The sequence below is a fragment of the Planktotalea frisia genome, assembly GCF_001890925.1.
Taxonomy (GTDB): domain Bacteria; phylum Pseudomonadota; class Alphaproteobacteria; order Rhodobacterales; family Rhodobacteraceae; genus Planktotalea; species Planktotalea frisia.
On sequence record NZ_MLCB01000146.1, the window covers coordinates 1 to 26,331 of the forward strand.

Consider the following 26,331-nt stretch of genomic DNA (forward strand, 5'->3'; position numbering starts at 1 on the left):
GTCTTCAAGGTTGGATACATCTTAGCACGCTGTCCAGTTTTGCCGGACCACTTCAGGGGATAGCGATGGCTGAGAAACGAGAGAAGCCAGAAGAGATTGTATCGAATTGAGCCTCCCCATCTGAACTGGTCCACCGCTATGTTTAGGAAACGAAGGACCGAGAATGGCGAACAAGCAACCGAAGCCGGAAGAGATTGTCTCGAAGTTACGGAAAGTTGAGGTATTGATGGGACAAGGTATGTCCCGTCTGGATGCGATCAGACAGATTGGAGTTGTTGAACAAACCTATTATCGCTGGCGCAAGCAGTATGGTGGAATGGGCGTAGATCAATTGAAGGAACTGAAGCGGCTCCAGAAGGAGAATGAACAGCTGAGAAGAGCTGTGTCTGATCTGACGCTCGACAAGTTGATCTTGAAGGAAGCCGCAAGGAGAAACTTCTAAGCCCCGTTCGTCGTGAGCAGCCCCACTTAAGTGGTCCATTTTGAATGTTAGTGCATAATCGGCCTAGTTTCCATGGGAACGATGGTTTCTGGGGCTAAGACAAGAAACGCTGGGGAGGCTGGTGGAGTGAAAGGCCAGAGATAGGCAAGGGTGTTCTGACAGCCGGTAGGCACGAATACTTGCAGCCAACGAAAGCCCCCGCCTCGCGTGCGTGCGCGCGCATGAACACACAATTCTGTCTTTTTTCCGTAAACGCGCTGAATTATCGGGTGCCTCCGCTGCCAACCCCGTCATTATCCGGGCAAACACACCTATATCGCTCCAGCGTTTCCAGCGGTTGTACAACGTCTTGGGCGGACCATACGCTGCGGGGGCATCACACCAGCGTAAGCCATTGCGATTGATGAAGATAATACCACTCAAAACACGCCTATCGTCGACGCGTGGCCTACCTCGGCTCCTTGGAAAGTACGGACGAAGCCGCCTCATCTGTTCTTCGGTTAGCCAGTAAAGATTGCTCATCGTTCCCCCAAATCATTGGGGTTCGTGAATCATGACGACAAACCAGCATCAAGGCAATTAATGGGTCCTGAGCCTAAGTTCTGACATGAGTATCTCCTTCAAGGGAAAGTGCCGCGTCGCTGCGGGGTTGTGTGTGTGTCGGTCATGACCAAGTGTCGGGATCGAAAACATCATCTAAAGGTGAAACTAACGGGTTTGACGGGTTTAACGGGTTAGTTTCCCCCTCTCTATATACAGAGGGGGTCTCTGCCTTTTCCGTGTGACTGGGAAGAAACCCGTTATACCCGTTAAACCCGTTTTGTTGCTCTGTCGTGGCATCATCAGCTTGGACACGATACACCCGCGAGCCTGAATTCGCATCGGCCCGCCCGGTCAGGCGTAGGCCATGCACAATTCGGCCTTCTCTGAATTTTAGAATTCTGCCAAGGCTTCGAACCGACTTCAGCGCCCGATCGCCTGCCAGATCGAGCAAAGCCGTTTCTAGCGGCGCGTCGATCATTTCGCCTTTTGCAACCGACTGCACCTCTTTGGCTGTAAACTCTGCAGTGTTGAATTGATCGCGTAGTGCATCGAGTAATGCAAAGAGTGCGTCGGCCTCAGGATCAGCGGCCTGCGCCGCGCGCACAAGATCCATCGGGTCGCCAAATTCATGCGGGCGTAACACTCTGTCAGCCCAGCACACGGTTTGCCTTACAAGATCGTCCCACGCCTCGAATGACGCCAAGCGCCCCGGTGCGCGTTTCTGCAAATGGCTATAGCGGGCGCGGATCAGGATGCACGCGGCGGCTACCATTTCCATGCGGTGATCGAGCACCCATTGCAGCGGGTCGATATCGAATTGACGCGCAAACGGTTGATCGGTTTCTGGATCAATCCGGCAAATAATGACGCGGCGCGGCAAGTCACCGGCAAGTGACAGATTGTTGCCTGTCAGGATCAACAGCGCGCGGTTAGGAATTCGGATCGCTTCCGACTTGCCCAGCACTCGATCGATCATTGCATCAGCCGTGATAAAAGCCGCCATGCTCGCGCTGTCAAAAATGCCGATCACGTTGTCCCAAACAAGCGCCTTGCCGCCTGTCCGCAGTGCCGTAAACAGCCGCTTCCGCGTTTCCTCATCATCGCGCCCTTGCGTGTGCGGCCATACGTCCGGCGCGCGTCCTTCGATCAACGCTCCCACGCAGCTCGCCAGCAGCGTCTTGCCCGATCCTTGAATGGGTGCATCAAACGCTATCGCGGGTGCGGTCGGCAAAACCGGGCGTGTGACCGCTGTCAGGATCGCCGCCAGCAGCGCGCCCTTTGCCGATGCATCCACAAAGGGAAAGGTTGCAAAGGGATGCAACAGCGTTTCTAGCGCACGCTTTGCATCATCTAGCGTCGGATTGTCCGGCACCTCGGGCACATCCTCGCCAAGCGGATCAAAGAGCAAGCGCGTTTCCACGTCATAGCCGAGGCTTGTGAGCGCCGATCCATCACGCCGGATCGTTGGTGCCGTGATCACGCCCTCGATCGGCTTCAGCTTGCGCCTTTCGCCCTGTGCAATGACTTGTTTCAGCAGTCCGGGCGGCGGGTCACTGTCAACTAACACAACAAAATCGCCTTGCTGCACGTATTTCCAAAATTGGGTCGTGTTCCCAAGATGGTGCGCTAAGCCCGCTTCGCAAAGCGGATGCAAGCGGCCATCCTCGGCAAGCGCAAGCTGCCCCCCAAAATCATAGGTCACCGGATCTCGGCGCATTAGTTCGATCGTGGCGGTCGCGGCTTCGGACGTGTGGCCCTTCACCAATTCCACCCGCGCGGGTGCGCGTTGCAGTCGATATGTTTTCCCGCCATGCGCAAAACTATGCAGCGACGGGCGCGCCTGCATAAGATACAAGCGGCCAACCGTTCGCCCGCCGTCATAATCAGGCTCGATCGGATCGCGGGTTATGCATCCGTGGTATTTGTTGCGATTGTCCAGCAGATCCCCGACTGTGACGCTTGTTAATCTTCCATCATGTTCAACTTGCACCACAAAGTCGCCCGCAAGGTTGCCTGTCTCCAATGCCCGCCGCGCACTTTTTTCTGCGCGTTCGATCGCCTCTTTGTCATCTTGATCTGTCAGCTTCGTAATCTCTTTGACGCGTTTGGCCACCCAACTTTCTTTGACTTCTTCGGCGTCAGGCTGCGCCGCGCCCTTTGCGTCACTTTTTATCGCGGAAAGTTGGTCGCTTTCTTGCGCTGTCAGGTCAGGCAAAGCAGCGCGCGTGTCGGTTGGCAATGCATCGGCATTGATCAAGACAGGATCGCCCCGGCGTTGTTCCAGACCTGCACCACAAGCCGCCCCGCCTGCAAAGTCTAGCCGTGATTGCTGCCACACGGATGCATCGACTAGGGTTCGCTCCAGCATCGCCCCTGACTTACTGATTTCGATGTGACCATGACCAGCGAGCCAAAGCCGATCCACAAGCGCCTGTCCTGCGCGGGGGATGTCGGCAGCGTCCTGCAGTAGCATATAAACCCGCTGCCCCTGAATGCCGCGCAACTCCTTTTCGCCTTGCCAGATACAAGAGGATGCAGACGGCCACCACAATAGGCCAGCATCGAGCAGACCGGGCGCGGCCTTTCCGATCGCTTGCACAAGGCTATCCCGATCGAGCGCCTCACAATCAGCGGCGGGGTCATAGTCCAACATCAGCACACCTGCACCCTGCGGCCATGCAAAGGCGTCGTTGGTCCGCGTTGTTGCCCCCTGCGGCTTGCCTGCATCGGCAAACGCCTTGCGGGTCATCACTTTGGTCGCTGCGTTTTTTGGCGCGCTATAGACAAGCGCCTGCGCCGGTGTCAGGCTTTGCAGGATCGCCCCTAAGTCTGCCAGTGTTGAAAGTTCACGTGTCTCGACCTTACCTTGCGATAGGTTGCCGCCGGCTTGCTTTAGTAGATCGCCACCTGCGCCCAATGAAAACCCCTTGGAAAGCCGTGTCGGTTTGATCGCGGTAATTATGGAAAGCGTAGCTGTGTTCATTTCAAAATGCCTCAAAGCGTTTGCCCAAGGCGCAAAGCGGTGCTATGATACCCCACGATCTGCCCGACCGTATTGATACCTTTGCCCGTCCGCGCCTGCCTGCGGGCGGATTTTATTTTTGTGCGAAAACCGGTTGCGGTGCGCCATCAACGGCCAGATCCGGAAACGCGGCCTCTAGATCCGCCAGCGCGGCCAACATGTGATCGGCCAAGGCTGGATCCTGTTCGGCGCGGGTCGCTAGGATATCCGCAAAGGCGCATCCATGATCAGTGATCAGGGTCAAAAGCGGGCGAGTGAATCGACGTGCATGATCCATCATTTGCGTTGCCCCTTCTTTTCAACCAGCGAGTCGCGATGGCGCAACACCCATTCGCGGACATCGTCAACGTGATAGAACACGCTGCGTAGGACGCGGACAGGACGTGGCCCAGTACCGTCAACACGCTTCTTAGCCAGTGTGTCCGCTGTCACATCAGCCAATGCTTGCAGGTCGCCATCGTCCAGCAAGTCCAGCGATGCCTTGACGCGACAACGCCGCTCTTCAGTTGTTTCAGTGGGAAAAGGAACGCCGGCCATCAGCAACTCGGCGCGTGTGGTAGCAGGTAATTTTACCCACTCAAGGTCTTCAATTCTTACGTTCATGGCAACCATCTCCGTTGTGGTGATGGTTACTCATTAAAAGCAGTTTTTTTGGTCTGTCGCCCGCTTAGCCGCGGCTAATTTCCAGAAATCGTTACGCGGTGCGAAGCTTTTTTATCCATCCTCGGACAGTACGATCAGAGGGCAGGTCGTCGGCGTTTTCTGTCTCGGTCTGAATGCGGTCCAAGACTAGAAAAGCAAGATGGTTGTCGCTGGTGTTCGGTCTGGAATTGAAAAGTTCCTTCGCTATTTCCTGCATCCACGCGTATTTGCTGGTGCGGGGTTTTCGGGCTTTGGCGCGGTTGTCAGCAGTCACCTTATCGCGCCGGTGCATCTCGGCGATGATCTGCGCATCAATTGCCAGAACAATCTCGTCCTCAACGCCCCGCCAATCCACATCCCAATCGGGTGCCCCTAAGGCCAACGCAACGTGACGGCCAAAGCGATAGTGCTGTGGGAACGTGCCAAGTAGTTCTTCCAACACCTTAACGCAGGCGTCATACCTTTTTTCATCGGCGTATTCACGGGCAACGCTGATAGCGTACTTGGCCTCCTCTATCTCAATCACGGTGCAGGCTTTCCGGTTGTAGCTGTGTGTAACGGCGCAGCATGTTCCAATCCCTATGGCCTGTCACAAGGGCCACTTGCTCTATCTGGTAGCCAGCTTCGAATAGTCGTGACGCAGCATCGTGGCGAAGGTCGTGGAAGCGTAAGTCGGCAATCCCGCATGAGGCCACCGCACGGGTGAAGGATGTTGATATTGTGGCAGGGTCATATGGGAATATGCGGTCACCGTCTTGGCGTTGGTCTTGGATGATAGCCAGAGGGTCGATGACAGCGCTGTCGATAGTCACAGGGCCAGCAAGCAACGGCACAGTCTGGTCATTGCCCTTCTTGGCTCGTGGGTGCTTGCGGTCTCTGATGGTGATTGTCTTGCGGGTTTCGTCCAGATCATCCCAACGCAGTCGCGTTATCTCGGATAGCCGCATCCCGCTGGCAATGGCAAACTGCACGATGTCCCATATAGGCAGGCCACGCAGTCTCTTCGCCCAAAAGTCGCGCAAGCCTATCAATTCGGCATCGGTGGGCCGACGCTTGCGCTCTTCTGGCCGCGCAATAGCCCCAGATGCCCCTAAGACTGCCCTCGCACTGGCCAGAGCCGCAACGGCCCGTGACGTATCCACATCGGCCAGCGCCCCGCCGTGGCGCAGGATGGAACCGATATAGGACAGGTCCATCAGGATCGTAGCTGGGCCAGCACCACCGTTGCGCCTTTGCTTGGCAAAGTCTCGGAATGTGCCAACGTCCATCGCGCCGGTAGGAACGCGCCCTATGTACTCACAGATAATGCGGATAGCGGCCATCTTGGAACGGGACGGTGCTTTCGTCTCGGTCAGGTGTGTTAGGTATTCTTCGGCCAACTGGCCAAAGGTAGCGTCACGGTCAGGGCGCTTCCCATCATCCAGCGCGGCCTCAAACTGACGCGCCCAGCGCTTTGCCTCTGTCTTGCTGCGGAAGGATTTGGATTTTCGTTTCCCCCCAGCGTTTACTTGTGCTGTATAGTAGCCTGGACGCGTTTCAAATATAGAGGCCAACGGGCAGTTCCTTGTGCAAACAATCCTGGATCGGTGTTTGCACAATCGTAAACAGTTTGCGATTTGTTTGCAATCCGTCTGCAATTGGCGACAATTTAGGCGCTATTGGGGCGCTATTGAGAAACTAGAAAATGAGAAAAAACAATTGATAGAAAGAGAAAAAGCTAGTGTTTCAAGGGCCGCGCGATTATCCGTCGCGCCCATGATGGAGTGGACCGATAGGCATTGTCGTTTTTTCCATCGCCTCATGTCCAAGCAAGCGTTGCTCTATACAGAGATGGTGACATCGCCAGCGTTGGTGCGTGGGAATGCGACGCATTTGTTGCGCTATTCGCAAGCGGAGCAGCCCGTCGCTTTGCAGCTAGGTGGCTCTGATCCAGCCGAGTTGGCAGAAGCCGCGCGTTTGGGCGCACAAGCGGGCTATGCAGAGATTAACCTAAACGTGGGGTGTCCGTCGGACCGTGTGCAAAACGGCGCGTTCGGCGCCATCCTGATGCGCGACCCCAAGCTGGTGGCAGAATGCTGCGCAGCGATGATCAAAGCCTCGCCTGTAGAAGTGACCGTCAAATGCCGCATCGGCGTGGATGATCAAGAGCCAAGCGACGTGTTGCCAGAATTCATCGCGCGTGTTGCTGGGGCAGGGGTTGGACGCTTCACCATCCATGCGCGCAAAGCGTGGCTGCAAGGGCTCAGCCCAAAAGAGAACCGTGATATTCCACCACTCGACTATGAATTGGTGCAGCAAATGAAGGGGCTTTTTCCTGCACTGCATCTCAGTCTCAATGGGGGGGTTACGACCCTTGCGGATGCTAAAGCCGCGCTGGATCGGGGGATGGACGGTGTGATGATTGGGCGCGCAGCGTATCATCAACCTGGCGACATTCTGATGGACGCGGATCATATGATTTTCGGCGCACCCAAACTTGAGCGCACACGCGAAGACATTGTGATGGCTATGTTGCCCTATATTGACGCGCATATCGCTGAGGGCGGCAAACTTGGCCAAGTGACGCGCCACATGCTTGGGATATTCGCGGGCAAGCCCGGTGCGCGCCATTGGAAACGTCATCTATCAGAAAACGCCCACAAGTCTGACGCTGGTTCTCATACTGTGGTTGATGCCATTGAAATGATGCACGCTGCGCGCCCCGCGGCTTAGGTTGCGGCTTGCTAAGGGTCTTCCTTTCTGGCTTTTGTACTCAAAGTTTAACGAAAGGACCCAAACATGTCTGACCCGATGCTGTTGATCCAAATGCTGGTCCTTTTGCTGATCACAGGGGCAGTTGCAGGCGTCCTTGCGGGCTTACTTGGTGTCGGCGGTGGCATCGTTCTGGTGCCTGCGTTCTTTTACGTGTTCGGCGCGCTGGGCTTTGAAGGACCGCAGTTGATGCAGCTTTGCCTTGCCACGTCGCTGGCCACGATCATCGTGACCTCTGTGCGCTCGGTCATGAGCCACAACAAAAAGGGCGCTGTGGATTGGGATATCTTGCGCACTTGGGCACCTGGTATTGTTATCGGCGCGGCGCTGGGCGTGTTGGTCGCGGCCAGCTTGCGGTCTGGTGCTTTGCAGATGATCTTTGGAATATTGGCATTGATCGTAGGGCTTTACATGGCGCTGGGCAAATCGTCTTGGCGCGTGTCTGGCGCAATGCCAACTGGGGCTAAACGTATGATGTCTTCTCCAATCCTTGGCTTTATGTCCGTACTTATGGGGATTGGCGGCGGTAGCTTTGGCGTGCCTTTCATGTCCCTACACGGTGTCGCAATTCACCGCGCTGTTGCGACAGCTGCGGGCTTTGGCGTGCTGATCGCGGTGCCTGCTGTGATTGGCTTTCTTTTCGTACCCATTGATCCCACATCGCGCCCGCCTTTCACAATCGGGGCGGTGAATCTGGTCGCGTTCGTCGTCGTTATCGCGATGACGTTGGTGACCGCGCCTTGGGGCGTGAAGCTGGCGCATGCGATGGATGCAGGGCCGCTCAAGAAAGCGTTTGGTGTGTTTTTGACTTTGGTTGCGCTAAATATGCTGCGCAAGGCGCTCGGGTTTTGAGCGAACTGGACAAAGCCGGATACCACGTATTCGAGGCCACGGAAGAGACGCGCGCTTGGGCAGGCGCTGCGCACAAAGTTGCCTGTGACGTGACCAAAGACCCAGCGCAACGAGCATTGTGGTTGCGCCACCAAAACACTTGGTTTGTGGGTGTGGATGCTCTGCCAAATGATCCCGATGGATCGATTTCTAATGTGCCGCTCAAAGGCCCTTGGAAAGATCACATTGTGTCGCCAACCCATTGGCATAAAGCGCAAATTTCCGTCGTTTATGAAGGTTATCCGAAGCAGGACAAAAACCAGAGCGATGCTAATCACCGTTTCAGAGTATATCGTGCTGCGGCGCATGTGGATGGTCTGCTGCTCGAGGACGGCAAACGCTATTTGCGCGAACCGCATGCGTTTATAATTGGGATTTCGCTCAATGAAAGCGATGCTGCACCGCTCAAAGTTTGGCCCGGCAGTCATCGGATCATGGGCCCCGCATTGGCGCGCGCACTCGGTTTGGGGCCTGATCTGACAGAGGCTTACAAAGCTGCGCGCGCGGAGGTGTTCGAGAGCATTGCGCCTGTGGATGTAGCGTTAACGTTTGGCCAATCTGTTTTGCTAGATCGCCATATTTTGCATGGCATGTCACCGTGGGAAGACGGGCAAACTGCGCCGATTGAAGGCCGCATGACCGCGTATTTCAGGCCGCAGTTTGACGATTTCAGCGACTGGCTTCCTCTCTTTTAAAATATCCCCGCCGGAGGCAGAAATCTCTTTTGGAAGAGCATCTAATTTAAGCGGGTGCGGCGAAATGTTTGGACAGTTTCAACCCTTGCCCTTGGTAATTTGACGCTATGCCAGACCCGTATAATTGCTGCGGGATTTCAGACATACGTTCATACACCAAACGCCCGACGACTTGTCCATGTTCTAACACAAACGGTGCTTCGTGACAGCGTACTTCGAGAACACCGCGTGAGCCTGTGCCACCCGCCGCTGAGTGCCCGAAACCGGGATCAAAGAAGCCTGCATAATGCACACGAAATTCTCCAACCATCGCCAAATAAGGAGCCATTTCAGCGGCATAGGCGGGGGGGATATGGACAGCTTCGCGGCTCACTAGGATGTAGAAAGCACCGGGATCAAGGATGATTTGCCCATCCTTACAGCGGACCTCTTCCCAATATTCAGCAGGGTCGTAATAGCCGATGTTATCGAGATCAATCACACCCGTGTGTGGCTTGGCGCGGTAGCCAACAAGGTCGGTACTGTCGAGATTCAAATCGACGGAAAAGCCTAAGCCGTCATCAATCAGAGCCTCGCCATTCACCAAAACATCGCTCGTATGCAGCGCGCGCAATGCAGCGTCATCCAGCACGGCTTGCCCTTCGCGAAAGCGAATTTGGTTCAACCGCATTCCAGGTCGCACCAATACAGAAAACGAACGCGGACAAATCTCGGCATAGAGCGGACCTGTATATCCCGGTGCAATACGATCAAACTCGGCGCCGCCATCGGTGATTGTGCGCGTAAGCAGATCAAGTCGACCCGTAGAGCTTTTGGCATTCGCAACTGCTTGCAAACCATCAGGCAGATCAAGGCTCTCCATCAAAGGCACGACATAGACGCACCCTTTCTCAAGGACCGCACCATCTGTCAGATCAATCTGATGCATTTCAAATTCTTTAAGACGGTCCTCAACGCGACGATCATGTCCTGCCAAGAACGATGCGCGCACTCGGTAGGCAATGTTTCCAAGGCGCAAATCAAGGCTCGCGGGCTGAATTTGTTCAGGAATTATCGCAGGTGCACCGCTGATTTGACCGTTGCTGATCATCTGCTCAAGTCGCTGGCTGGGTAGAACACCTGTCATGACGTGTCTCCGGTGGCCTGCTGCGTGCTCGTTTGAGTGATCCGTGGGGGGCAGAAACTGAACGGATCGGCAGGCAAAGTGTAAATGGTCGGGCTAGCAGGACTCGAACCTGCGACCTTCCGTCCCCCAGACGGACGCGCTACCAGGCTGCGCCATAGCCCGACGCCTGATGAACAGGTGTTTACTGGAACTATGCACAGGAGCAAGAGCAAAATGCGCGCTTAATGGTTTTGCATACGCGTGCGTAGATCGCGAAGCGCGTCAAGTTGCGCGCTGAGGGCGCCAGCCAACTCTGGCGAGAGTTTTCGTGCACCGGGCAGGGCCGATAGAACACCCGCTGGGGCGGAATAGCTGTTCAATTCAGGAACGACTTTCGCAATCGAGGCCACATCGTATGCGATGGGTGCTGGGGTTTGATCTTCAGCAGGTTCTGTTGCTGTTGCCGCTTCGGGACTATCTGACTGTGTTGTCTCAAAAATGGGTTCGGTTGTCGAAGGAGGGGCATCTTGCGTCATGCGATGCGAGATGATGGGGTTTGCCGGCTTATCGTCTTCAACTTGCGGAGTTTCCTCAACTTGAGACGTTTCTTCAGCCGCGCTCTCAAGCTCTTCGGGCGGATCAACAGGTTCAAACCGTGCAACTGGGTTGATCGTTAATGTTGTAGGCGCATCATCCTGTTCGGCAACAACGGGCTCACTTGGCGTTTCAAACTGCGGCGCTTCAAACTTCGGCTCTTCAGATGGCGTGGGCGCAGGAGCGCGGCGCATGAAAGCGGGCAGGGCGTCGCCGCCAAAGGCGGGCGTTTCGCTCGGCTCTGCCTCAACAACAGGTGCTGGCGCGTCAGGCACGTTGCTTTCAGGCGGTTGAGAAGCCTCATCTGCCACGTCAGCGGGTTCAACCCCCGATGTTTGCGGCGTTGGCGCGCTCGCGCTTGTGACTTCTGGTGTTGTTTCTTGGGGATCTGTGCGTGGCGGGAACGAGAGCACTTTTGCTTCTGGTTCGGGCATTGGTTCTGCCTGAGCATCCGGCTCATACGCCGCTTCTTCGATGAACTCGTCCTCGTCGAGCAGATCTTCGTCCAAGGGTTGAGACAAGGCCGCGACGTGTTTCACGCCATGTTCACGCAGCAGTTTTTGCGCGCCCTTTATTGTCAGACCATCGTCATGCAGTAGTTTTTTGATCCCGCCGAGCAGTTTCATATCCGCAGGACGATAGTAACGTCGACCACCGGCACGTTTCACAGGCTTTACATGCGTGAATTTGCTTTCCCAAAACCGCAACACATGAGCTGGGGTCTCGAGCCAATCGGCGACTTCGCTGATCGTGCGGAATGCGTCCTTGGACTTTGACATCTAGGGCCTGCTCCTGATTTGCTTAACGCTTGTTGCCCTCTGCAACGCGGTCTTTCATCAGATGAGACGGGCGGAATGTCAAAACACGGCGTGGTTTGATCGGGACTTCCTGACCTGTCTTAGGGTTGCGTCCGACGCGCGCTGCTTTGTCGCGTACGCTGAACGTCCCGAAAGAAGATATCTTAACTTGCTCGCCAGCTACTAAAGCATCCGAGAGATGCGTCAGGATGTTTTCCACCAGTTCCGCGGATTCATTGCGTGACAATCCCACTTCGCGAAACACTGCTTCGCTGAGGTCCATCCGCGTCAAAGTCTTTTCAGTCATATTTGCCCCCCGAGGCCGTTACGTCACTTTAGAAGCATTGCGAAATTTGAGTCAAGGGACAGATCAGAAACAGCGTCGCGGAAAGCGCGCACTTTCAAAGGTTTACCAGCGTAAAACCACAGCGCCCCATGCGAGACCGCCGCCAATTGCTTCGGTCACAACCAAATCGCCGGTTTTAAGCTTGCCTTGAGATTTACCCACGGAAAGCGCCAAGGGAATCGATGCGGCAGAGGTGTTGCCGTGATCCTGAACCGTCACGATCACATTTTCCATCGGCACATTCATCTTTTTGGCCGTGCCTTTGATGATACGAATATTGGCTTGATGGGGTACGACCCAGTCAACTTCGTCAGAAGTGACGCCGGCTTTGTCCATCGCCGTATGCGCCGTTGCGACCAGCTTTTCGACCGCGTGACGGAAGACTTCTTTGCCCTCCATGCGCAGGTAACCTGTTGTTTTCGTTGAAACACCACCATCGACATAAAGGATGTCGCGGTAGGTGCCGTCAGAATTGAGATCCGTTGAGAGGACACCGCGATCAGCGGACGTTCCGTCACCATCGCTTGCCTCAAGGATCAACGCACCAGCGCCATCGCCAAAAAGCACGCAAGTGCCGCGGTCTGTCCAATCCATGATCCGGCTGAATGTTTCTGCACCGATGACCATCACACGTCTCGCCGTGCCAGCCACGATCAAAGCGTTGGCATTGGCGAGCGCAAAAATGAAACCCGCGCAAACGGCTTGGATGTCAAAGGCAAATCCACCCTTCATGCCGATTTGGTGCTGCACCATGGTCGCCACAGAGGGAAAAGTCAGGTCAGGTGTCGACGTCGCAACAATTAGCGCATCAAGATCACTTGCGTCCAATCCTGCATCCGCAAGGGCCGCGCGTGCGGCGTTTGCTGCGAGATTCGATGTGGTTTCACCCTCAGCAGCGAAATGGCGTCGTTCAATGCCTGAGCGCGAAATAATCCATTCATTGCTTGTCTCAAGCGTTTTTTCGAAATGAGAGTTTGGCACGACGTTTTCGGGAAGATAATGCCCGACGCCTTTTATCTGTGCGCGTATCATTGGCCTCAGCTCTCCTCGGCGATGCTTTTTGCGGCGGCTGTTGTGCTCGCTGCGATCCGTTTCGCCAGTCTGTCGGAAAAGCCGGACTGTGCAAGTCTAAACGCAAGGTTAATTGCTGCATCCACACCCGTTGCATCTGCGGAGCCATGGGATTTTACAACCGTGCCGTTCAATCCAAGGAAAACACCGCCATTAACGCGACGTGGATCGATCCGTTGGCGCAGACGTTTAAGCGATGTCAGCGCGAGGAGGGCGGCAAATTTGGACAAAAGCGAATAGTTAAAGGCTTCTTTCAGACGATCCCCGATCAGGCTCGCCGTGCCTTCGCCGGTTTTGAGCGCGACATTGCCTGTGAAACCATCGGTGACAATAACGTCAGCGCGATCCCCGGGAATGTCGCCACCCTCAACGAAACCAACGTATTCGAAATCGGCTGCTTCGGCTTGGCCTTCGATCAATTCGCCCGCTTCATGAAGCTCGTTGCGACCTTTGTGCTCTTCTGTACCAACGTTTAGCAACCCGACGCGTGGGCGCTCGATGTTAAGGCCGTTGCGGGCGTAAGAAACACCCATCAATGCGTATTGCAACAAGTCGGTGGCATCCGCGCGAATATCAGCGCCCACATCAAGCATAACGTTAAAGCCATGCACCGAGCGGGAAGGCCACAAAATACCGATCGCAGGGCGGTTCACACCGGGCAGTTTGCGCAAGCGGATCATGCTCATCGCCATCAGCGCACCTGTGTTGCCACAAGACACACAAGCTGCGGCTTCACCACTGCGCACGGCTTCTACTGCGGACCACATGGAGGTGTTTTTGCCGCTGCGCAGTGTCTGGCTGGGTTTGTCCGTCATTTTGACAACATCAGGCACGTCGCGCACTTCGCACAAACCAGCAAGGTTTTTGCGTTTGGCAAGTAGCGGTTCTAGCGTTGAAGCAGGACCGTGTACGATAAAGCCAAGATCTGGGTTTTTGGACGCAGAACGAGAAATACCGGCAACAATCGCTGCCGGCCCCTCATCGCCGCCCATAGCATCGATAGATAAAATAATACGTTTGCCATGCGTGCGCGCCAAATCACCGATTTGATCAGTGGACACAGTCATTTAAACGTACCTCGCGGATCAGTTATGCCGCGTCTTCGTCCAGATCGATCTCGTCTGCTTGCGCGACGATTTCTTTGTTCGCGTAGTGACCGCAGGACGGACACACGTGATGTGGGCGCTTCAGCTCACCACAGTTAGAGCACTCGTTCGGGTTCGCTGCAACCAGCGAGTCATGCGCGCGACGATTGTTGCGGCGCGATTTGGATACTTTGTTCTGCTGGACAGCCATGTCGCAACCTATCAATGTTCGGGGCCAAGGGGGCCGTTATTCGGGTCTAGCAGGCACATATGCGAGGTCTCGCCGCCTGTCCAACCCTAAATTCGCTAGAGCGCGCGAAAATAGGGAAGAAACCGTGTTTCGCAAGCGATTCTTTGCGTGCTCAGTGCTTACTCGGGTTTGGGCATGACAAAGTCTGGGTTGAGCGTGACCACTTGGGTGGTTTTTGTCTCGAACCCGACGCTTTTAACGTGTCTGTAGGATTGCGCGATGAAGCCAGTTTCTTGGTCGATCCAGAACTTTTCGTATACTTCGGCACCTGCAAGCATTGTGGATGTGTATGGGCCTTCAACCACATCGTTGTTCGCATTGTTCAACTGGTCTTGGCTACAAGTCACATCACGCGCGGTCTGAGCATCTTTGGACATCGCGAGCTTGTGGTCAGCGCGACCCTTTTCGCCGTCAAAATCAGTGACGAATCCCCAAGTCGTGCCTTTGTCATGCGACATATACATTTTGTCATTCGCAAAGAGCGTCCAGGGATCGCTCTCAGGATCTACCGCTTCGCTCATCCCGTTGCCATCGCAGTTGTCGTAATGATGGGTGATGCTTGTGCGCACGCCCACGATCTCTTGCGTGATGTGCATTCGGGTGGGGCCTACGCCTTGGTTCCCCTTTATCAGCAAAGCTGTAAATTGATCCTGACAGGTTTCGGACTGAGCGACACTTGCGCAAAATATAAGGGCAAGGGGCAGAGGGAAGTGCTTCATGTGAGTGTCCTCAAAGATCTGGGCGCATGCGCGGTTGTGTTCGAGCGTAGCGTTATTTAGTGCAAAAGTCATCTTTGCTTGGCTCGGCGTGTCGTCTCAAAAGACTTGATCCATGCGCGACACCGTGGAAGCGTGATGTCGTACTCACATGGATTGAAATTAGACGGAGAACTTTCATGCACTATGATCCAAGGTCTGACACATGCCCGCTACCTTATGCTCCGTTCAAATCTTGTACCGTGCCGCGCCCGATTGGGTGGCTCAGCACGGTCAGCCGCGATGGTGTCGCGAATCTTGCGCCGTATTCGCAATGGCAGAACCTGACGTTTGATCCACCAATGGTGATGTTTGCGGCCAATCAGCTCTCAAACGGGCAGCGCAAGCATACGGTGATCAACGCGGAAGAGACGGGTTGGTTCGTGTGGAACATGGCGACGTATGATTTGCGCGAAGCGGTCAATCTCTCTGCGATGGAAGTCGGCCCTGAGGTGGATGAGTTCGTGCATGCCGGCGTCACCGCCGCGCCTTGTGTCGATGCACCTGGCCCACGTGTGTTGGAAAGCCCTGCACAGTTTGAATGTAAATATCTGAGCACGCATCGCTTGCGCGGAAGCTCCAATCACGGTTGGGTCGATGTGGTCTACGGCGAAGTTGCGCGTATTCATGTGAAGGACGATGTGGTCACGTCCGAGGGCAAGCTCGACATTCCGCGCATTCGACCATTGGCGCGCTTGGGGTATTATGACTACACAAGCGTTACAGAGACGTTTGAAATGAAGATCCCCGGCACCAACGATATGACCAATGTTGGGCTAGAAGGAAAGCAGTGATTCTTTTAGATCGCGCGCATTGAAAGAGTCGCAAATGCCCAACACACCGCTCAAAGGGTGGAATCACACACCTGATGTTCCTTTGCAGGTCTCGCCTGTGTTTCGCTGGCCGCCAAAGCCTGTGGACATTGCAAACTGGTTCTGGAGTTCTTGGTTCCTGGTCACCGAAAAGCTGATCATTTTGGGCTTTGCCTGCGTTTCCTACATCTGGTTTCAGCCGAGCCTTGAGGTCACGCAAACGCTCGCCTTTGGGTGGGTTTTCGAGCTGTGGGTGCGCAACATGGTGCTTATGTGTCTCGTTGCGGGGGGCTTGCACCTATATTTTTATAGCTATTCCAAACAGGGCACAGCACTGAAGTACGACCCGCGCCCTTTGATGAAGAATGGCAAGCAATTCACGCTCGGTGGGCAAATCAGGGACAATATGTTCTGGACGCTCGGTAGTGGTGTCGGCTTTTGGACCGCTTATGAAGTGTTGATGCTCTGGTGTCTGAGCAACGGCTATGTGCCGATGCTGACCTGGGCCGCGAACCCCGTCTGGTTCGTTGCGATCTTCTTTTTGCTACCTGCGTGGGAAAGTTTTTATTTCTACTGGATTCACCGCATTCTGCACATCCCGTTTCTGTACAAACACATACACGCGCTGCATCATCGCAATATCAACGTCGGTCCGTGGTCTGGCCTGTCTATGCACCCGATCGAGCATATCATGTATCTCGGCACGGTTCTGATCCACTTTGTGGTCGGTGCGCATCCGCTGCATATTTTGTTCCATTTGCAATATTACACGCTCACCGCGGCAACGACGCATACGGGGTTTGAGGGGATGTTGGTCAAGGATGAGAACCGCCTAAAGCTGGGCACGTTCCATCACCAAATGCACCACCGCTATTTCGAGTGTAACTATGGCTCGCTCGAGATGCCGTGGGATAAGCTGTTCGGCTCGTTCCATGACGGCACCGAAGAGGCGGATGCGCGTATTAAAGAGCGCCGTAAGAAGATGCAGGCGTAAGCTTTTGCGAAAAGATTTGCGTCACGCCCATTGGTCAGGCGTGACGTAGACGATGTTGTCGTCCACGCTCAGCATTACGTCACCTTCTTGAATGTTGACCTGTATCTTCATCGAGCGTCCGGCCAGGTCTGCCAGTTCGCGGGTTGCTTGTTCGGTAAGGTTAAAGACGCTGAGGTTGTCGAAACGGGTTGTGCTGTTCTTGATCTTGTCCCACCACATCTCAGCGGTGCTGCCATAGCAATAAATCACAACCTTGTCGGCTTTGCCGCACGACTGGCGCACAACCTTTTCACTAGGTTGGCCAAGTGCAACCCATAGCTCCAACTCGCCGCTCAGGCTTTTTTGCCAAATGTCAGGCTCATCATCCGTCGACAGCCCTTTGGTCAACTCTAGCTGCTCATGCGCATTCAAGGCATAGGCCAAAAGGCGCACCATAAGGCGTTCATCGGTTTCAGAGGGATGTTTGGCGACCGTGAGCTTGTGGGTCTCGTAATAATGGCGATCCATGTCGGATACGGATAGCTCGACTTTATAAATGGTAGATTTTTGCGCCATGCTCTGTCCCGACTTTACAACGATAGGGCTGCCTAATGGGTCTGGGCCACATGTGGAAGCACATTATCAAAATGCGCGCGGCGCGAGGTCACTTCTTGCCAGCACTGCCGCCCACTTCAACCACATGTTCGTGATCAACGAGATTCCAAGTCACCCCTTCATTGCGATAGATGCGCTTGCCAAGGCGTGTGTAATCCCCGACATCATGTGCCAAACGCTCACCAACCACGATGCAGCGAAAGGTTTCAGACCCTGTGTTGGTGATCGAGTGCGCAACGCCACCTTTGCGATACCCGATGAAATCGCCGGCACCAACTGGATGTGCCTCCTCGTCGATATAAGCCGTTGCCGTGCCACTTAACACATAAACGCATTCATCCTCGAAATGGTGCATGTGATGTTCCGTGCTGTCATGGCCCGGCTCGATTTCGATGATGTGAAAGCCCAGCCCCGTAAGGCCCGTCATATCACCCAAAGATTTATTCACGCGTTTGGCGTTCTCGTTGAGGAAATGAACCTTGTCGGTGCCCTCCATCGCGTCAATCTCAGCGGCTTTAATCAGATAGGTGTCGTCGCTCACGATTTGCCCTCAAGTTTGCTTTTGAGGCCTGCGAGCCCTGCGAAGGGTTTGAGATCGTCTTCACCCATCGCTTCTTTCCCTGGCTCGGTGACTTTCAGCGTGCCAAGCTCGGCACCCTCAGCGCGTGGATAGTCGGGCAGGGCAAGCGCGAGCGCTTCGCTCATGACGCGCCACAGATCGATCTCGCGACCCAATGGCTCGAGCGAGTCGTCCTCCAGCATCGCAGTTCCGCCGAATTCGTCTTCTTCTGTGGTGTCGGTGAGTTTGGGTAAATCGGCGACGAACCGGCGCTCGATGTCCTCATCAATGCGTGTGGTCACGGGCTCTAACGTAATTGTGCAAGGCTGCACCGCCGTCGCGCCAAGTGCTGCTTTCAACGCAAAGTCATGTTTGCCCGCAGGTGTTAACGCACCCGAAAAAACAACTTTGCGCAAACCACTCAGGTCCAATTCGTCTTTAAGAGCAGTCAGTTGAGCGCTGTCTAAACGAAACTCGAACACGCTGCGTTTGCGCCGCGCGAGTGCTGCGATGTCTAAAACAAACTCGGGGAACGCGGGTGTATCAGTCATGGTCAGAAATTTTCCTTTCTTGAACGTCCTGCGTTCGTGTCGTATCGAGATAACAAGGCAGAGCAAGCCAAGACAAGAGGGCACCTCATGCAATACGCAGGCAAGATACGTAAAATCAGCGTGGCAGTTTTGCTATGCGCTTCTCTCGCGGCCTGTACCGCGAGCTTTCGCAATCATGGCTATGTCCCTCTAGAAGAAGACTTATCCCAGATTTCCGTCGGCATTGATACGCGCGATAGTGTCGCTGAATTGGTGGGCACGCCGTCTTCTTCTGGTGTGCTGAATGACGGCGGATATTATTACGTACGCAGTCGCGTGAAGCATTTTGCGTGGCAAAAACCTGAAGTGATCGAGCGCCAAGTCGTGGCCATTAGCTTTACGGATGGCGGCATTGTCGACAATATCGGCAGATATACGCTGGAAGATGGGGCCGTTGTCCCATTGGCGCGCCGCATCACGCGCAATGGTCAGGACGTTGGCTTCATCAAGAAACTGTTGAGTAATGTGGGCGGATTTTCCGCTGGCGATTTGATCAACTAAACACCCAAACGCGAACGCGTTTGACGTCCTGTTTTGGGCAGCGCATGCTGAAGGTCTTCCTTGGCAATAGGTGTTCGTATGGCTTCAGCCCTTTTTATGCGCAATCGCAACTATCGGCTGCTCTTTAGCGCTGGTGCGCTCACCAATCTTGGCGATGGTCTGATCCTACTCGCCTTGCCGTGGTTGGCAACGTTGATGACTCGCGATCCTGTTGCGATCGGTGCTGTCGCTGCGGCGGGACGGGTGCCGTGGCTATTGTTTGCTTTGCCTGCGGGCGTGATAATTGACCGCAGCGATCAACGTAAGTTGATTGCACGCGCAGATTTGCTCCGCGCAGCTATCGTATTTGCGATTTTGCTTCTGGCGTTGAACGAGCCGTCCGCTGATGCGATTTGGTTGCTTGCAGGACTCGCGTTCTTGCTTGGCTCTGCCGAGGTCCTGCGCGACAACGCTGCGCAAACGATCCTGCCGTCAATCGTTGATAAGAAAGACCTAGAGGTCGCGAATGGTCAGCTTTGGGGCACAGAACAACTGACAGGCCAATTCATCGGACCGCCGCTTGCGGGTGTTTTGATTGCGACGGGTATCGCGGTTCCCTTTGGTATTGATGTGGCGATGTTGGTGATTGCAGCAGGTTTGGTTTGGCTGATAACTTTACCCGAACAAATGCGGGTCCCTCAAAGTTTCATCAAAGCGCTGCTCGAAGGGATCACCTTTATGCGTGGCGATAGGGATTTGCTGCGTTTGGCGATTGTGTTGGGGATCGCAAACTTTATCGCGACCGCTACGATCACATTGCAGGTCTTGTTCGCGCAAGATGTGCTCGGGCTTTCGGCCGCCAGTTATGGCATGATTCTCTCGGTCGCCGCTTGTGGCGCAATCACGGGCAGCTTGTTGGCACCGCGTTTGACACGGATGTTTGGCGTGCAGATGTGTCTCTATCTCTCGATAGCGGCTTGGGTGATTGGGTATGGTAGCATTGGGCTGAGTGAAACTGCGATTGTGATGCCAATTGCGCTGTTTGTGGTCATGGCTGGGTCGATGTTGTGGAATGTGATCACTGTCTCTTGGCGCCAACGGCGCATTCCAAGCACGCTTTTGGGGCGTGTGAACAGTATCTATCGCTTTTTCGGATGGGGCTCCATGCCGCTTGGCGCACTCGCAGGGGGCTTGATTGTTGCACTGTTTGAGGACGAGTGGGGGCGCGAAATGGCTTTGCGCGCACCGTTTGTTCTGGCCTCTGGAGCATGTGTGCTTTTGCTGATCTACGCGATGTGCAAACTGCGTTTGTCTGGCGCTGAATAGGCGTGAAAGGGGCGCTTACTCGCGCCCCTTCGTGATTCATACACTCAGCTTTGAGGCCGCGCGCGCAAGCTCTTCGATGCCAGCCCAATCGCGTGCGTCGATCAGATCTTTGGGGCAAACCCAGCTGCCGCCAGCACATACCGTATTGGACAAGCTCAAGTAATCGTTCGCGTTCTTCGGGCTGACGCCACCTGTCGGGCAGAAACGGATTTGCGGGATGGGCGAGCCGATGGCTTTGAGCGCTGCTGCGCCACCAGAGGCCTCGGCGGGGAAAAACTTTTGCACAGTATAACCGCGCTCTAACAAACGCATCGCCTCAGACGCCGTCGCTGCACCGGGAAGGAGCGGCAGATCAGCGGCTTCGCAAGCATCGAGTAAAATATCCGTGGCACCGGGCGACACACCGAACTTGGCACCAGCCGCCACAGCCGCTGTGACATCGGCAGGTGTGAGTAATGTACCAGCCCCAACGACGCCGCCTTCAACCTTGGCCATCTCCGCAATCACGTCCAAGGCCGCTTCGGTGCGCAAGGTGACTTCTAAAGCGGGCAAGCCACCAGCGACCAAGGCACGCGCCAAGTCCTGCGCAATGCTTGCGTCTTCGACGACCAACACAGGTACGATGGGCGCAAGCTGGCAGATTTCCAACGCGCGCGCGCTGGCTTGTTGTGGAGTAATCATATCATGTGTTCCTTATACGACGACGCCAGCGCCAGTGTCGGCGGTGCCAACAGTCTGGCGAAAGACATCAAACAATTCGCGACCCACACCGTTGCCGTTGTGGCTTAGGTCTGGGGTTGCAGGGGCGCGATCGAGCGCGCCTTCGGTGAGACATTCGAGCGTACCGTTGGTGGCATCGACGCGGATGATATCACCATCCTGAATGCGCGAAAGTGGACCACCCGCAGCCGCCTCTGGGCTGACGTGAATGCAAGATGGGACCTTGCCTGACGCACCTGACATACGACCATCAGTAACCAAAGCGACGTTGATGCCGCGTTGTTGCGTGACGGACAACGCAGGCGTGAGGCCGTGAAGCTCTGGCATGCCGTTGGCCTTTGGACCTTGGAAGCGCACGACGATCACAAGATCAGAGGTGAACTCACCTGCCTTAAATGCGTCTTTCACCGCATCTTGGCTTTCAAACACACGGGCAGGGGCCTCGATCACATGACGCGCGGGATCCACTGCAGAGACTTTCATCATACCGTGACCCAAGTTGCCTTTGAGCTGCTTGAGACCGCCACTTGCTTGAAACGGATCATGCGCAGGGCGCAGAATTTTGTCGTTCGCACTGTCCTTTGCACCGTCACGGAAGATCAGCGCACCGCCATCAAGGGCAGGTTCTTGGGCGTGCAGACCAAGGCTGTCGCCCGCCACGGTCTTTACATCCTCATGGAGTAAGCCCGCATCAAGCAAACGCCCGATCATATAGGGCAGGCCACCTGCGGCGTGGAAATGGTTCACATCCGCCAGCCCGTTTGGGTAGACCTTTGCCATCAACGGGACGACAGAAGAAATCGCGTCGAAATCCTCAAGGCGCAGATCAACGCCCGCTGCGCGCGCCATGGCAGGTAAATGCAAAACAAGGTTGGTGGAGCCGCCCGTGGCCATTAGGCCAACGATGCCGTTCACGAACGCTTTGGCGTCCAAGATATCGCAGACAGGGCGGTAGTCATTGCCAAGCGCTGTGATCGCAAGGGCGCGTGTCGCGGCTTCGCGGGTCAAAGCATCGCGCAGTTCGGTTCCGGGATTGACGAAAGAGGAGCCCGGCAAATGCAGGCCCATGAACTCCATCAACATCTGGTTCGAGTTAGCTGTTCCATAGAATGTGCAAGTGCCAGCGGAGTGATAAGAAGCCATTTCCGCCTTCATCAGCGCAGCACGATCCACTTTACCTTCGGCAAATTCATTGCGCACGCGTGCTTTTTCATCGTTAGGAAGGCCTGATTGCATCGGACCTGCAGGCACAAAGATACCTGGAATGTAACCGAAGGTTGCAGCCGCGATAATCAAACCGGGCACGATTTTGTCACAGACACCCAAATATGCAGCCGCATCGAATGTGTTGTGAGAAAGGCCGATGCCCGCCGCTAGGGCAATTACGTCACGCGAGAAAAGTGATAGCTCCATGCCCGTTTGCCCCTGCGTGACGCCGTCACACATCGCGGGCACGCCGCCTGCGACTTGGGCCGTGCCGCCCGCTGCCTTCGCCGCTTCTTTTAGAATTGCGGGGTAGCTTTCGAAAGGTTGATGGGCAGACAACATGTCGTTGTAAGCAGTCACGATCCCAAGGTTTGGCGCGGGCGTTTCAGCCAGTGTTTGCTGATCTTCGCCCATCGCTGCGTATGCGTGCGCTTGGTTGCCGCAAGTCAAATGTGCACGGCGCGGACCCTCGGCAGCAGCGGCGCGCATGTGGCTGATATATTTGGAACGTCGCGCGTCCGAACGCTCTAGAATGCGGTCAGTGACGTCAGAAATGGTTGTGTGCAAGCTCATGGCGGTGCGTATCCTACAATGCGTTTCTTGCCCGAAAGGGTGTGAATTGCCCGCTTTCTATACATTGTTAGCGCTAACGTCGAGTGGTGCGAAGCGCTTTTCAACAATTTTTTTCACACGCTTTAATCTTATCAAACAAGTCGCAAAAGTCATGCTTCGAACATGCAAAGATCACGCGCCGAACACGGAGCTGCCCCATTTTTGCCCTGCTTCACTACCATCTACTGGTTGCAGAAAATTACAAAACCAAGGCCAGAAAGGTCGGGAGAACGAGATGAAGAACATTCGTGTAGCAATGCTGGCTCTTGCCGCAGTCGCCGTATCAGCTTGCGCTGGTCCACAAGCCGCAACACGTAACGCAGTAAGCGCTTCGCCTAACGAGGCAACTGCGTTGACGCAGCCGCAAAGTAACACTCAAAGTAGTGTTGCGAAGAAGTCCGGTGACAACCTCTACATTCCTGATGTGAATATCGCCCGGATCACGGTAAGCGTTCCTAAGACGTTGAAAGTCTCCGAGAAGAACACGTATTACCCCAACGGTGATATCATCTGGCGTGGCGACTTGTTTGGCGATCGTCATGCGCAAGTGGAAGCCATTTTGCAAAACAGCGCAGAACAAGCCGCAGCGAATCTGCAAGGTGCGCGCCCTGCACACATGCACATTCAGTTGACACGTTTCCACGGTCTGACCGAAAAAGCGCGCTACAGCACAGGCGGCGTTCACAACATCAACTTCTACGTCACGCTTCTTGATCCTGTGACCGGTGAGACAATCCGCCCTGCAGAGCACGTTGTGACAAACCTTGATGCGCTGCGCGGCACAGAGGCCATTCAGGCGGACACGCTTGGCAACACGCAAAAGTTCCGCATTACCACCTTCTTGGCGGGCGTGCTGGCAGCTGAGATCGGTGAGCCAGAGGGCTACAACGACGAGAACCGTGGGTTCTTTGTTGCTCTAAATCGCAACTGATCCTTTTCACGAGCCAATCAAATAGGTAAGGGGGCGCTATGATAGCGTCTCCTTTTCCCGTCCTTCGCCTTAAACCCAAAGCCAACGCCCGCGCTATTCGCCACGGTGCACCTTGGGTTTATGATAATGAACTTGTGCTTGATCGCCGCTCTAAGAGCCTTGTACCCGGTACGATTGCAGTGCTCGAAGATGCAGAGCGTCGCCCCATGGGCTTGGTCGCGGCCAATCCTTTGTCGCGCATCACCGCACGGATGATCGAACGCGATGTAAGCGTTGAGATTGATCAAGCTTGGTTTGAGCGCAAGATCACACGCGCTTTGGAATTGCGTACGCGTCTTTTTGATCAGCCCAACTATCGCTTAATCCACGCAGAGGCCGATGGCCTGCCGGGACTTGTCGTAGATCGCTTTGGCGACGCGCTTGTGGTGCAACCAAACGCTGCTTGGCTCGAGCTTTTGCTCGAACCGCTGAGTGCGGCTTTGCAACAAGTGACCGGCGTTTCCACCATCCTGAAAAATGCTGCCGGTCGCACGCGTTCTTTGGAAGGGCTGGATGATAAGAATACGGTTCTTTTGGGCGATGCTCCCGATGCGCCGATCATGGTGTCGATGAATGGCGCGTCTTATGCGGCTGATCTGACAGGCGGGCAAAAGACTGGCTTGTTTTACGATCAACGACCCAATCACGCGTTTGCCGCGCGTTTGAGCGAAGGTGCTGACGTCTTGGATGTTTTCTCTCACGTGGGTGGTTTTGGATTGGCGGCGCTTGCGGGCGGCGCCACATCAGCGCTGTGCGTTGACGGATCTGCGCCTGCACTTGCTTTGGCTGAGCAGGGCGCGGCAGAGGCCGGGTTTTCTGATCGGTTTGCGACGCGCAAAGGGGATGCATTTGATGTGCTCGAAGCGCTTGGCCAAGAGGGCGCGCAATTTGATGTTGTGATCTGTGATCCGCCTGCGTTTGCGCCTGGTAAAGCCAAGCTCGAGGTTGGCTTGCGCGCCTACGAGCGCTTGGCAAAAATGGCCGCTCCTTTGGTGAAAGAAGGCGGGTATTTGGTGCTGTGTTCTTGCTCGCATGCGGCGGACCTCGGGAAGTTCCGGTTTGCGTGCACGCGCGGCATAGGTCGCGCAGAACGCGCAGGATCGCTCATTCACACTGGATTTGCAGGACCGGATCATCCGCTCATGCCGCAATTGGCCGAAAGCGGATACCTCAAAGCGTTGTTTTACCGTTTGTGAAGCTGTTGCTCGACACATGCGTTTTGTACCCCACGGTCATGCGCGAGATGTTGATTGGAGCCGCAAAAGCCGGTGCGTTTGAACCGTTCTGGTCTGAGCGTATCTTGGAAGAATGGCGCCGCGCATCGCTCAAACATGGTGAGGGCGCTGCGCAAGAAGTTTTGGGGGAAGCGGTGTTTTTGAACGCCGCATTTCCCAAAGCTGTCGTACGCTACAACGCAGATCAAGAAGCACGGTTTTGGTTGCCTGATCCGTCTGACATTCATGTGCTGGCTGCCGCCGTGATCGTGGGTGCGGATGGTATTGTGACGCTGAACAACAAAGATTTCCCAAGCGACATTCTAGCTGAAGAAGGCCTTTCTCGGGTAAACCCAGATGCGTTTCTATTGGGAGTTTGGCAGGCTTCGCCTGAAAAGATTGGGCCTGTTGCGCAGAGTGTTCTGGAAAAAGCGAATGCTTTTTCAAATAAAACGTGGAGCATGAAGAGCTTGATGAAAAAAGCGCGCCTGCCACGTTTGGGCAAAGCTTTGTCTGCGGCGTGAGGTCGATTTTTCTAGAAAAATCGCGCGCTCAAGTCCAACGCGCTTCTAGTTTCTCAAGCGCTGCGATGCGATCATCAGTTTTAGGGTGGCTCAGCAACCACGCGGGTGCGCGACCTGCTTGGCTTTGTGTCAACGCATCCAGTTTGCGAAACAGCGAGATTTGCGGTGCCACGCCCACGCCCGCTTTTGTCAAAAGCGCGGCCGCATAAGCATCTGCTTCATATTCATCACTGCGCGACAAACGGGCCGCCAGCAAAGACGTCAGCGTATTTGCAATCCACGGACCAACGCCGGGAACAAAGCGCCCTATCACCATGGCAAGCGCAGTGCGCAAAGCGTTTTGCCCAGAAAAATCGATCATCCGGCGACGTGAATGTCCAAGAGCCACATGTCCTAGTTCGTGCGCGATGACAGATGCCAGTTCTTCACCGGAAACTTCGCCGTCTAGGAATTTCTTATAAAACCCGCGCGTGATGAAAATCCGTCCATCGGGGGCTGCGAGACCATTGACCGGTTCAATTTCGTAGATGTTCACTCGAACGCGTGGCAGATCAAGCGCCTTGGCAAGCGCATTCATGATCGGTTGCAGCTTTGGGTCAGCCAACTCACTTGAGAGCTGGTCGAGCTCGCGGCTCGTGCGCCAAACAGAGAAGCGATACATCGCAAGGCCGTAGATGACGGCCAAAAGAATGGGGGCAAATTTCAACATAGGTTTGATATGGGTTTGCACAGGCCCTCAGG

At 55.0% G+C, this 26,331-nt stretch carries 28 protein-coding genes, 1 tRNA gene and 2 pseudogenes; 11 read left to right on the plus strand and 20 right to left on the minus strand.

The features are described 5' to 3' along the window. Positions 1-163: 163 nt before the first annotated feature. Positions 164-456 (plus strand): annotated as a pseudogene (locus PFRI_RS12145) (transposase); the annotation flags it as partial. A 250-nt stretch (positions 457-706) separates the two neighbouring features. On the opposite strand, the pseudogene PFRI_RS12150 reads toward PFRI_RS12145, so the two are convergent. From PFRI_RS12150 to PFRI_RS12175, 6 genes and pseudogenes are all read right to left on the minus strand, one after another. Continuing rightward, positions 707-964, minus strand: a pseudogene (locus tag PFRI_RS12150) (transposase); the annotation flags it as partial. A gap of 142 nt (positions 965-1,106) precedes the next feature. Then, positions 1,107-3,968, minus strand: a complete 2,862-nt coding sequence (locus PFRI_RS12155) for a hypothetical protein (RefSeq protein WP_072630980.1) — start codon at positions 3,966-3,968, stop codon at positions 1,107-1,109. A gap of 112 nt (positions 3,969-4,080) precedes the next feature. Beyond that, positions 4,081-4,287 (minus strand): hypothetical protein, encoded by a 207-nt coding sequence (locus PFRI_RS12160; protein WP_072630981.1) that lies wholly within the window; start codon positions 4,285-4,287, stop codon positions 4,081-4,083. Continuing rightward, positions 4,284-4,610, minus strand: a complete 327-nt coding sequence (locus tag PFRI_RS12165; protein WP_111445519.1) for a hypothetical protein — start codon at positions 4,608-4,610, stop codon at positions 4,284-4,286. Before PFRI_RS12165 ends, PFRI_RS12160 begins: the two co-directional genes overlap by 4 nt. A gap of 91 nt (positions 4,611-4,701) precedes the next feature. Next, the gene (locus PFRI_RS21385) at positions 4,702-5,175 is read right to left on the minus strand and encodes a hypothetical protein (protein WP_072630983.1); all 474 of its coding nucleotides are present in this window, start codon (positions 5,173-5,175) and stop codon (positions 4,702-4,704) included. After that, positions 5,168-6,202: a site-specific integrase gene (locus tag PFRI_RS12175; protein WP_072630984.1), complete on the minus strand. Its 1,035-nt coding sequence runs from the start codon at positions 6,200-6,202 to the stop codon at positions 5,168-5,170. Before PFRI_RS12175 ends, PFRI_RS21385 begins: the two co-directional genes overlap by 8 nt. A 145-nt stretch (positions 6,203-6,347) precedes the next feature. On the opposite strand from PFRI_RS12175, the gene dusA reads away from it, so the two are divergent. From dusA to PFRI_RS12190, 3 genes are all read left to right on the plus strand, one after another. After that, positions 6,348-7,361: a tRNA dihydrouridine(20/20a) synthase DusA gene (dusA, locus tag PFRI_RS12180; protein ID WP_072631015.1), complete on the plus strand. Its 1,014-nt coding sequence runs from the start codon at positions 6,348-6,350 to the stop codon at positions 7,359-7,361. Between the two features lie 66 nt (positions 7,362-7,427). Further along, the gene (locus PFRI_RS12185; protein ID WP_072630985.1) at positions 7,428-8,252 is read left to right on the plus strand and encodes a sulfite exporter TauE/SafE family protein; all 825 of its coding nucleotides are present in this window, start codon (positions 7,428-7,430) and stop codon (positions 8,250-8,252) included. After that, a complete protein-coding gene (locus tag PFRI_RS12190) occupies positions 8,249-8,986 on the plus strand; it encodes a hypothetical protein (protein ID WP_072630986.1) in 738 nt (245 codons plus the stop codon). The genes PFRI_RS12185 and PFRI_RS12190 overlap by 4 nt, the downstream gene beginning before the upstream one ends. 46 nt (positions 8,987-9,032) lie before the next feature. Here PFRI_RS12190 and PFRI_RS12195 read toward each other — a convergent pair whose 3' ends face one another. The 8 genes from PFRI_RS12195 to PFRI_RS12230 form a co-directional block, all read right to left on the minus strand. Next, positions 9,033-10,112 (minus strand): 2'-deoxycytidine 5'-triphosphate deaminase, encoded by a 1,080-nt coding sequence (locus PFRI_RS12195; protein WP_072630987.1) that lies wholly within the window; start codon positions 10,110-10,112, stop codon positions 9,033-9,035. Between the two features lie 85 nt (positions 10,113-10,197). Next, positions 10,198-10,274 (minus strand) — tRNA-Pro (locus tag PFRI_RS12200). 59 nt (positions 10,275-10,333) lie between these two features. Then, positions 10,334-11,464, minus strand: a complete 1,131-nt coding sequence (locus tag PFRI_RS21680) for a MerR family transcriptional regulator (protein ID WP_072630988.1) — start codon at positions 11,462-11,464, stop codon at positions 10,334-10,336. A gap of 22 nt (positions 11,465-11,486) precedes the next feature. Then, a complete protein-coding gene (gene ihfA / locus PFRI_RS12210) occupies positions 11,487-11,789 on the minus strand; it encodes an integration host factor subunit alpha (RefSeq protein WP_072630989.1) in 303 nt (100 codons plus the stop codon). Between the two features lie 102 nt (positions 11,790-11,891). Next, positions 11,892-12,860 (minus strand): beta-ketoacyl-ACP synthase III, encoded by a 969-nt coding sequence (locus PFRI_RS12215; RefSeq protein ID WP_072630990.1) that lies wholly within the window; start codon positions 12,858-12,860, stop codon positions 11,892-11,894. Between the two features lie 5 nt (positions 12,861-12,865). Beyond that, on the minus strand, positions 12,866-13,966 hold the full coding sequence (gene plsX / locus PFRI_RS12220; protein ID WP_072630991.1) for a phosphate acyltransferase PlsX: 1,101 nt from the start codon (positions 13,964-13,966) through the stop codon (positions 12,866-12,868). Between the two features lie 22 nt (positions 13,967-13,988). Beyond that, the gene (gene rpmF, locus PFRI_RS12225; protein WP_072630992.1) at positions 13,989-14,195 is read right to left on the minus strand and encodes a 50S ribosomal protein L32; all 207 of its coding nucleotides are present in this window, start codon (positions 14,193-14,195) and stop codon (positions 13,989-13,991) included. Between the two features lie 158 nt (positions 14,196-14,353). Continuing rightward, on the minus strand, positions 14,354-14,953 hold the full coding sequence (locus PFRI_RS12230) for a hypothetical protein (protein ID WP_139292118.1): 600 nt from the start codon (positions 14,951-14,953) through the stop codon (positions 14,354-14,356). Positions 14,954-15,129: 176 nt separating this feature from the next. Between PFRI_RS12230 and PFRI_RS12235 the strand changes: the two genes are divergently transcribed. Beyond that, the gene (locus tag PFRI_RS12235; RefSeq protein WP_072630994.1) at positions 15,130-15,783 is read left to right on the plus strand and encodes a flavin reductase family protein; all 654 of its coding nucleotides are present in this window, start codon (positions 15,130-15,132) and stop codon (positions 15,781-15,783) included. Between the two features lie 34 nt (positions 15,784-15,817). Continuing rightward, a complete protein-coding gene (locus PFRI_RS12240; protein WP_072630995.1) occupies positions 15,818-16,795 on the plus strand; it encodes a sterol desaturase family protein in 978 nt (325 codons plus the stop codon). Between the two features lie 21 nt (positions 16,796-16,816). Here PFRI_RS12240 and PFRI_RS12245 read toward each other — a convergent pair whose 3' ends face one another. The 3 genes from PFRI_RS12245 to PFRI_RS12255 all read right to left on the minus strand — a co-directional run bounded on the left by PFRI_RS12245 (position 16,817) and on the right by PFRI_RS12255 (position 18,499). Next, positions 16,817-17,350, minus strand: coding sequence for a YaeQ family protein (locus PFRI_RS12245; RefSeq protein WP_072630996.1), 534 nt, complete (start codon positions 17,348-17,350; stop codon positions 16,817-16,819). 88 nt (positions 17,351-17,438) lie between these two features. Then, positions 17,439-17,930, minus strand: coding sequence for a cupin domain-containing protein (locus PFRI_RS12250; RefSeq protein ID WP_072630997.1), 492 nt, complete (start codon positions 17,928-17,930; stop codon positions 17,439-17,441). Further along, the gene (locus PFRI_RS12255; RefSeq protein ID WP_072630998.1) at positions 17,927-18,499 is read right to left on the minus strand and encodes a YceD family protein; all 573 of its coding nucleotides are present in this window, start codon (positions 18,497-18,499) and stop codon (positions 17,927-17,929) included. Before PFRI_RS12255 ends, PFRI_RS12250 begins: the two co-directional genes overlap by 4 nt. A gap of 87 nt (positions 18,500-18,586) precedes the next feature. On the opposite strand from PFRI_RS12255, the gene PFRI_RS12260 reads away from it, so the two are divergent. Both PFRI_RS12260 and PFRI_RS12265 read left to right on the plus strand, forming a co-directional pair. After that, complete coding sequence (locus PFRI_RS12260; protein ID WP_072630999.1) at positions 18,587-19,039, plus strand: outer membrane protein assembly factor BamE; 453 nt, start codon at positions 18,587-18,589, stop codon at positions 19,037-19,039. A 78-nt stretch (positions 19,040-19,117) separates the two neighbouring features. Next, positions 19,118-20,344 carry an MFS transporter gene (locus tag PFRI_RS12265; RefSeq protein WP_072631000.1) on the plus strand — a complete coding sequence of 409 codons (1,227 nt, stop codon included), beginning with the start codon at positions 19,118-19,120 and terminating at the stop codon, positions 20,342-20,344. Between the two features lie 36 nt (positions 20,345-20,380). On the opposite strand, the gene eda is transcribed toward PFRI_RS12265, so the two are convergent. Then, positions 20,381-21,025 (minus strand): bifunctional 4-hydroxy-2-oxoglutarate aldolase/2-dehydro-3-deoxy-phosphogluconate aldolase, encoded by a 645-nt coding sequence (eda, locus tag PFRI_RS12270; RefSeq protein ID WP_072631001.1) that lies wholly within the window; start codon positions 21,023-21,025, stop codon positions 20,381-20,383. 12 nt (positions 21,026-21,037) lie between these two features. Further along, positions 21,038-22,843, minus strand: coding sequence for a phosphogluconate dehydratase (edd, locus tag PFRI_RS12275; RefSeq protein ID WP_072631002.1), 1,806 nt, complete (start codon positions 22,841-22,843; stop codon positions 21,038-21,040). Positions 22,844-23,117: 274 nt separating this feature from the next. On the opposite strand from edd, the gene PFRI_RS12280 reads away from it, so the two are divergent. Genes PFRI_RS12280 through PFRI_RS12290 form a run of 3 tightly spaced genes read left to right on the plus strand, consistent with a single transcriptional unit; the run spans position 23,118 to position 25,590 of the window. Then, positions 23,118-23,813: a DUF6778 family protein gene (locus PFRI_RS12280; protein WP_072631016.1), complete on the plus strand. Its 696-nt coding sequence runs from the start codon at positions 23,118-23,120 to the stop codon at positions 23,811-23,813. Between the two features lie 38 nt (positions 23,814-23,851). After that, positions 23,852-25,048: an RSP_2647 family RNA methyltransferase gene (locus tag PFRI_RS12285; RefSeq protein ID WP_072631003.1), complete on the plus strand. Its 1,197-nt coding sequence runs from the start codon at positions 23,852-23,854 to the stop codon at positions 25,046-25,048. Then, the gene (locus PFRI_RS12290; RefSeq protein ID WP_072631004.1) at positions 25,045-25,590 is read left to right on the plus strand and encodes an RSP_2648 family PIN domain-containing protein; all 546 of its coding nucleotides are present in this window, start codon (positions 25,045-25,047) and stop codon (positions 25,588-25,590) included. Before PFRI_RS12285 ends, PFRI_RS12290 begins: the two co-directional genes overlap by 4 nt. A 28-nt stretch (positions 25,591-25,618) precedes the next feature. Here PFRI_RS12290 and PFRI_RS12295 read toward each other — a convergent pair whose 3' ends face one another. Beyond that, positions 25,619-26,299 carry a M48 family metalloprotease gene (locus PFRI_RS12295; RefSeq protein ID WP_072631005.1) on the minus strand — a complete coding sequence of 227 codons (681 nt, stop codon included), beginning with the start codon at positions 26,297-26,299 and terminating at the stop codon, positions 25,619-25,621. Between the last annotated feature and the right edge of the window lie 32 nt (positions 26,300-26,331).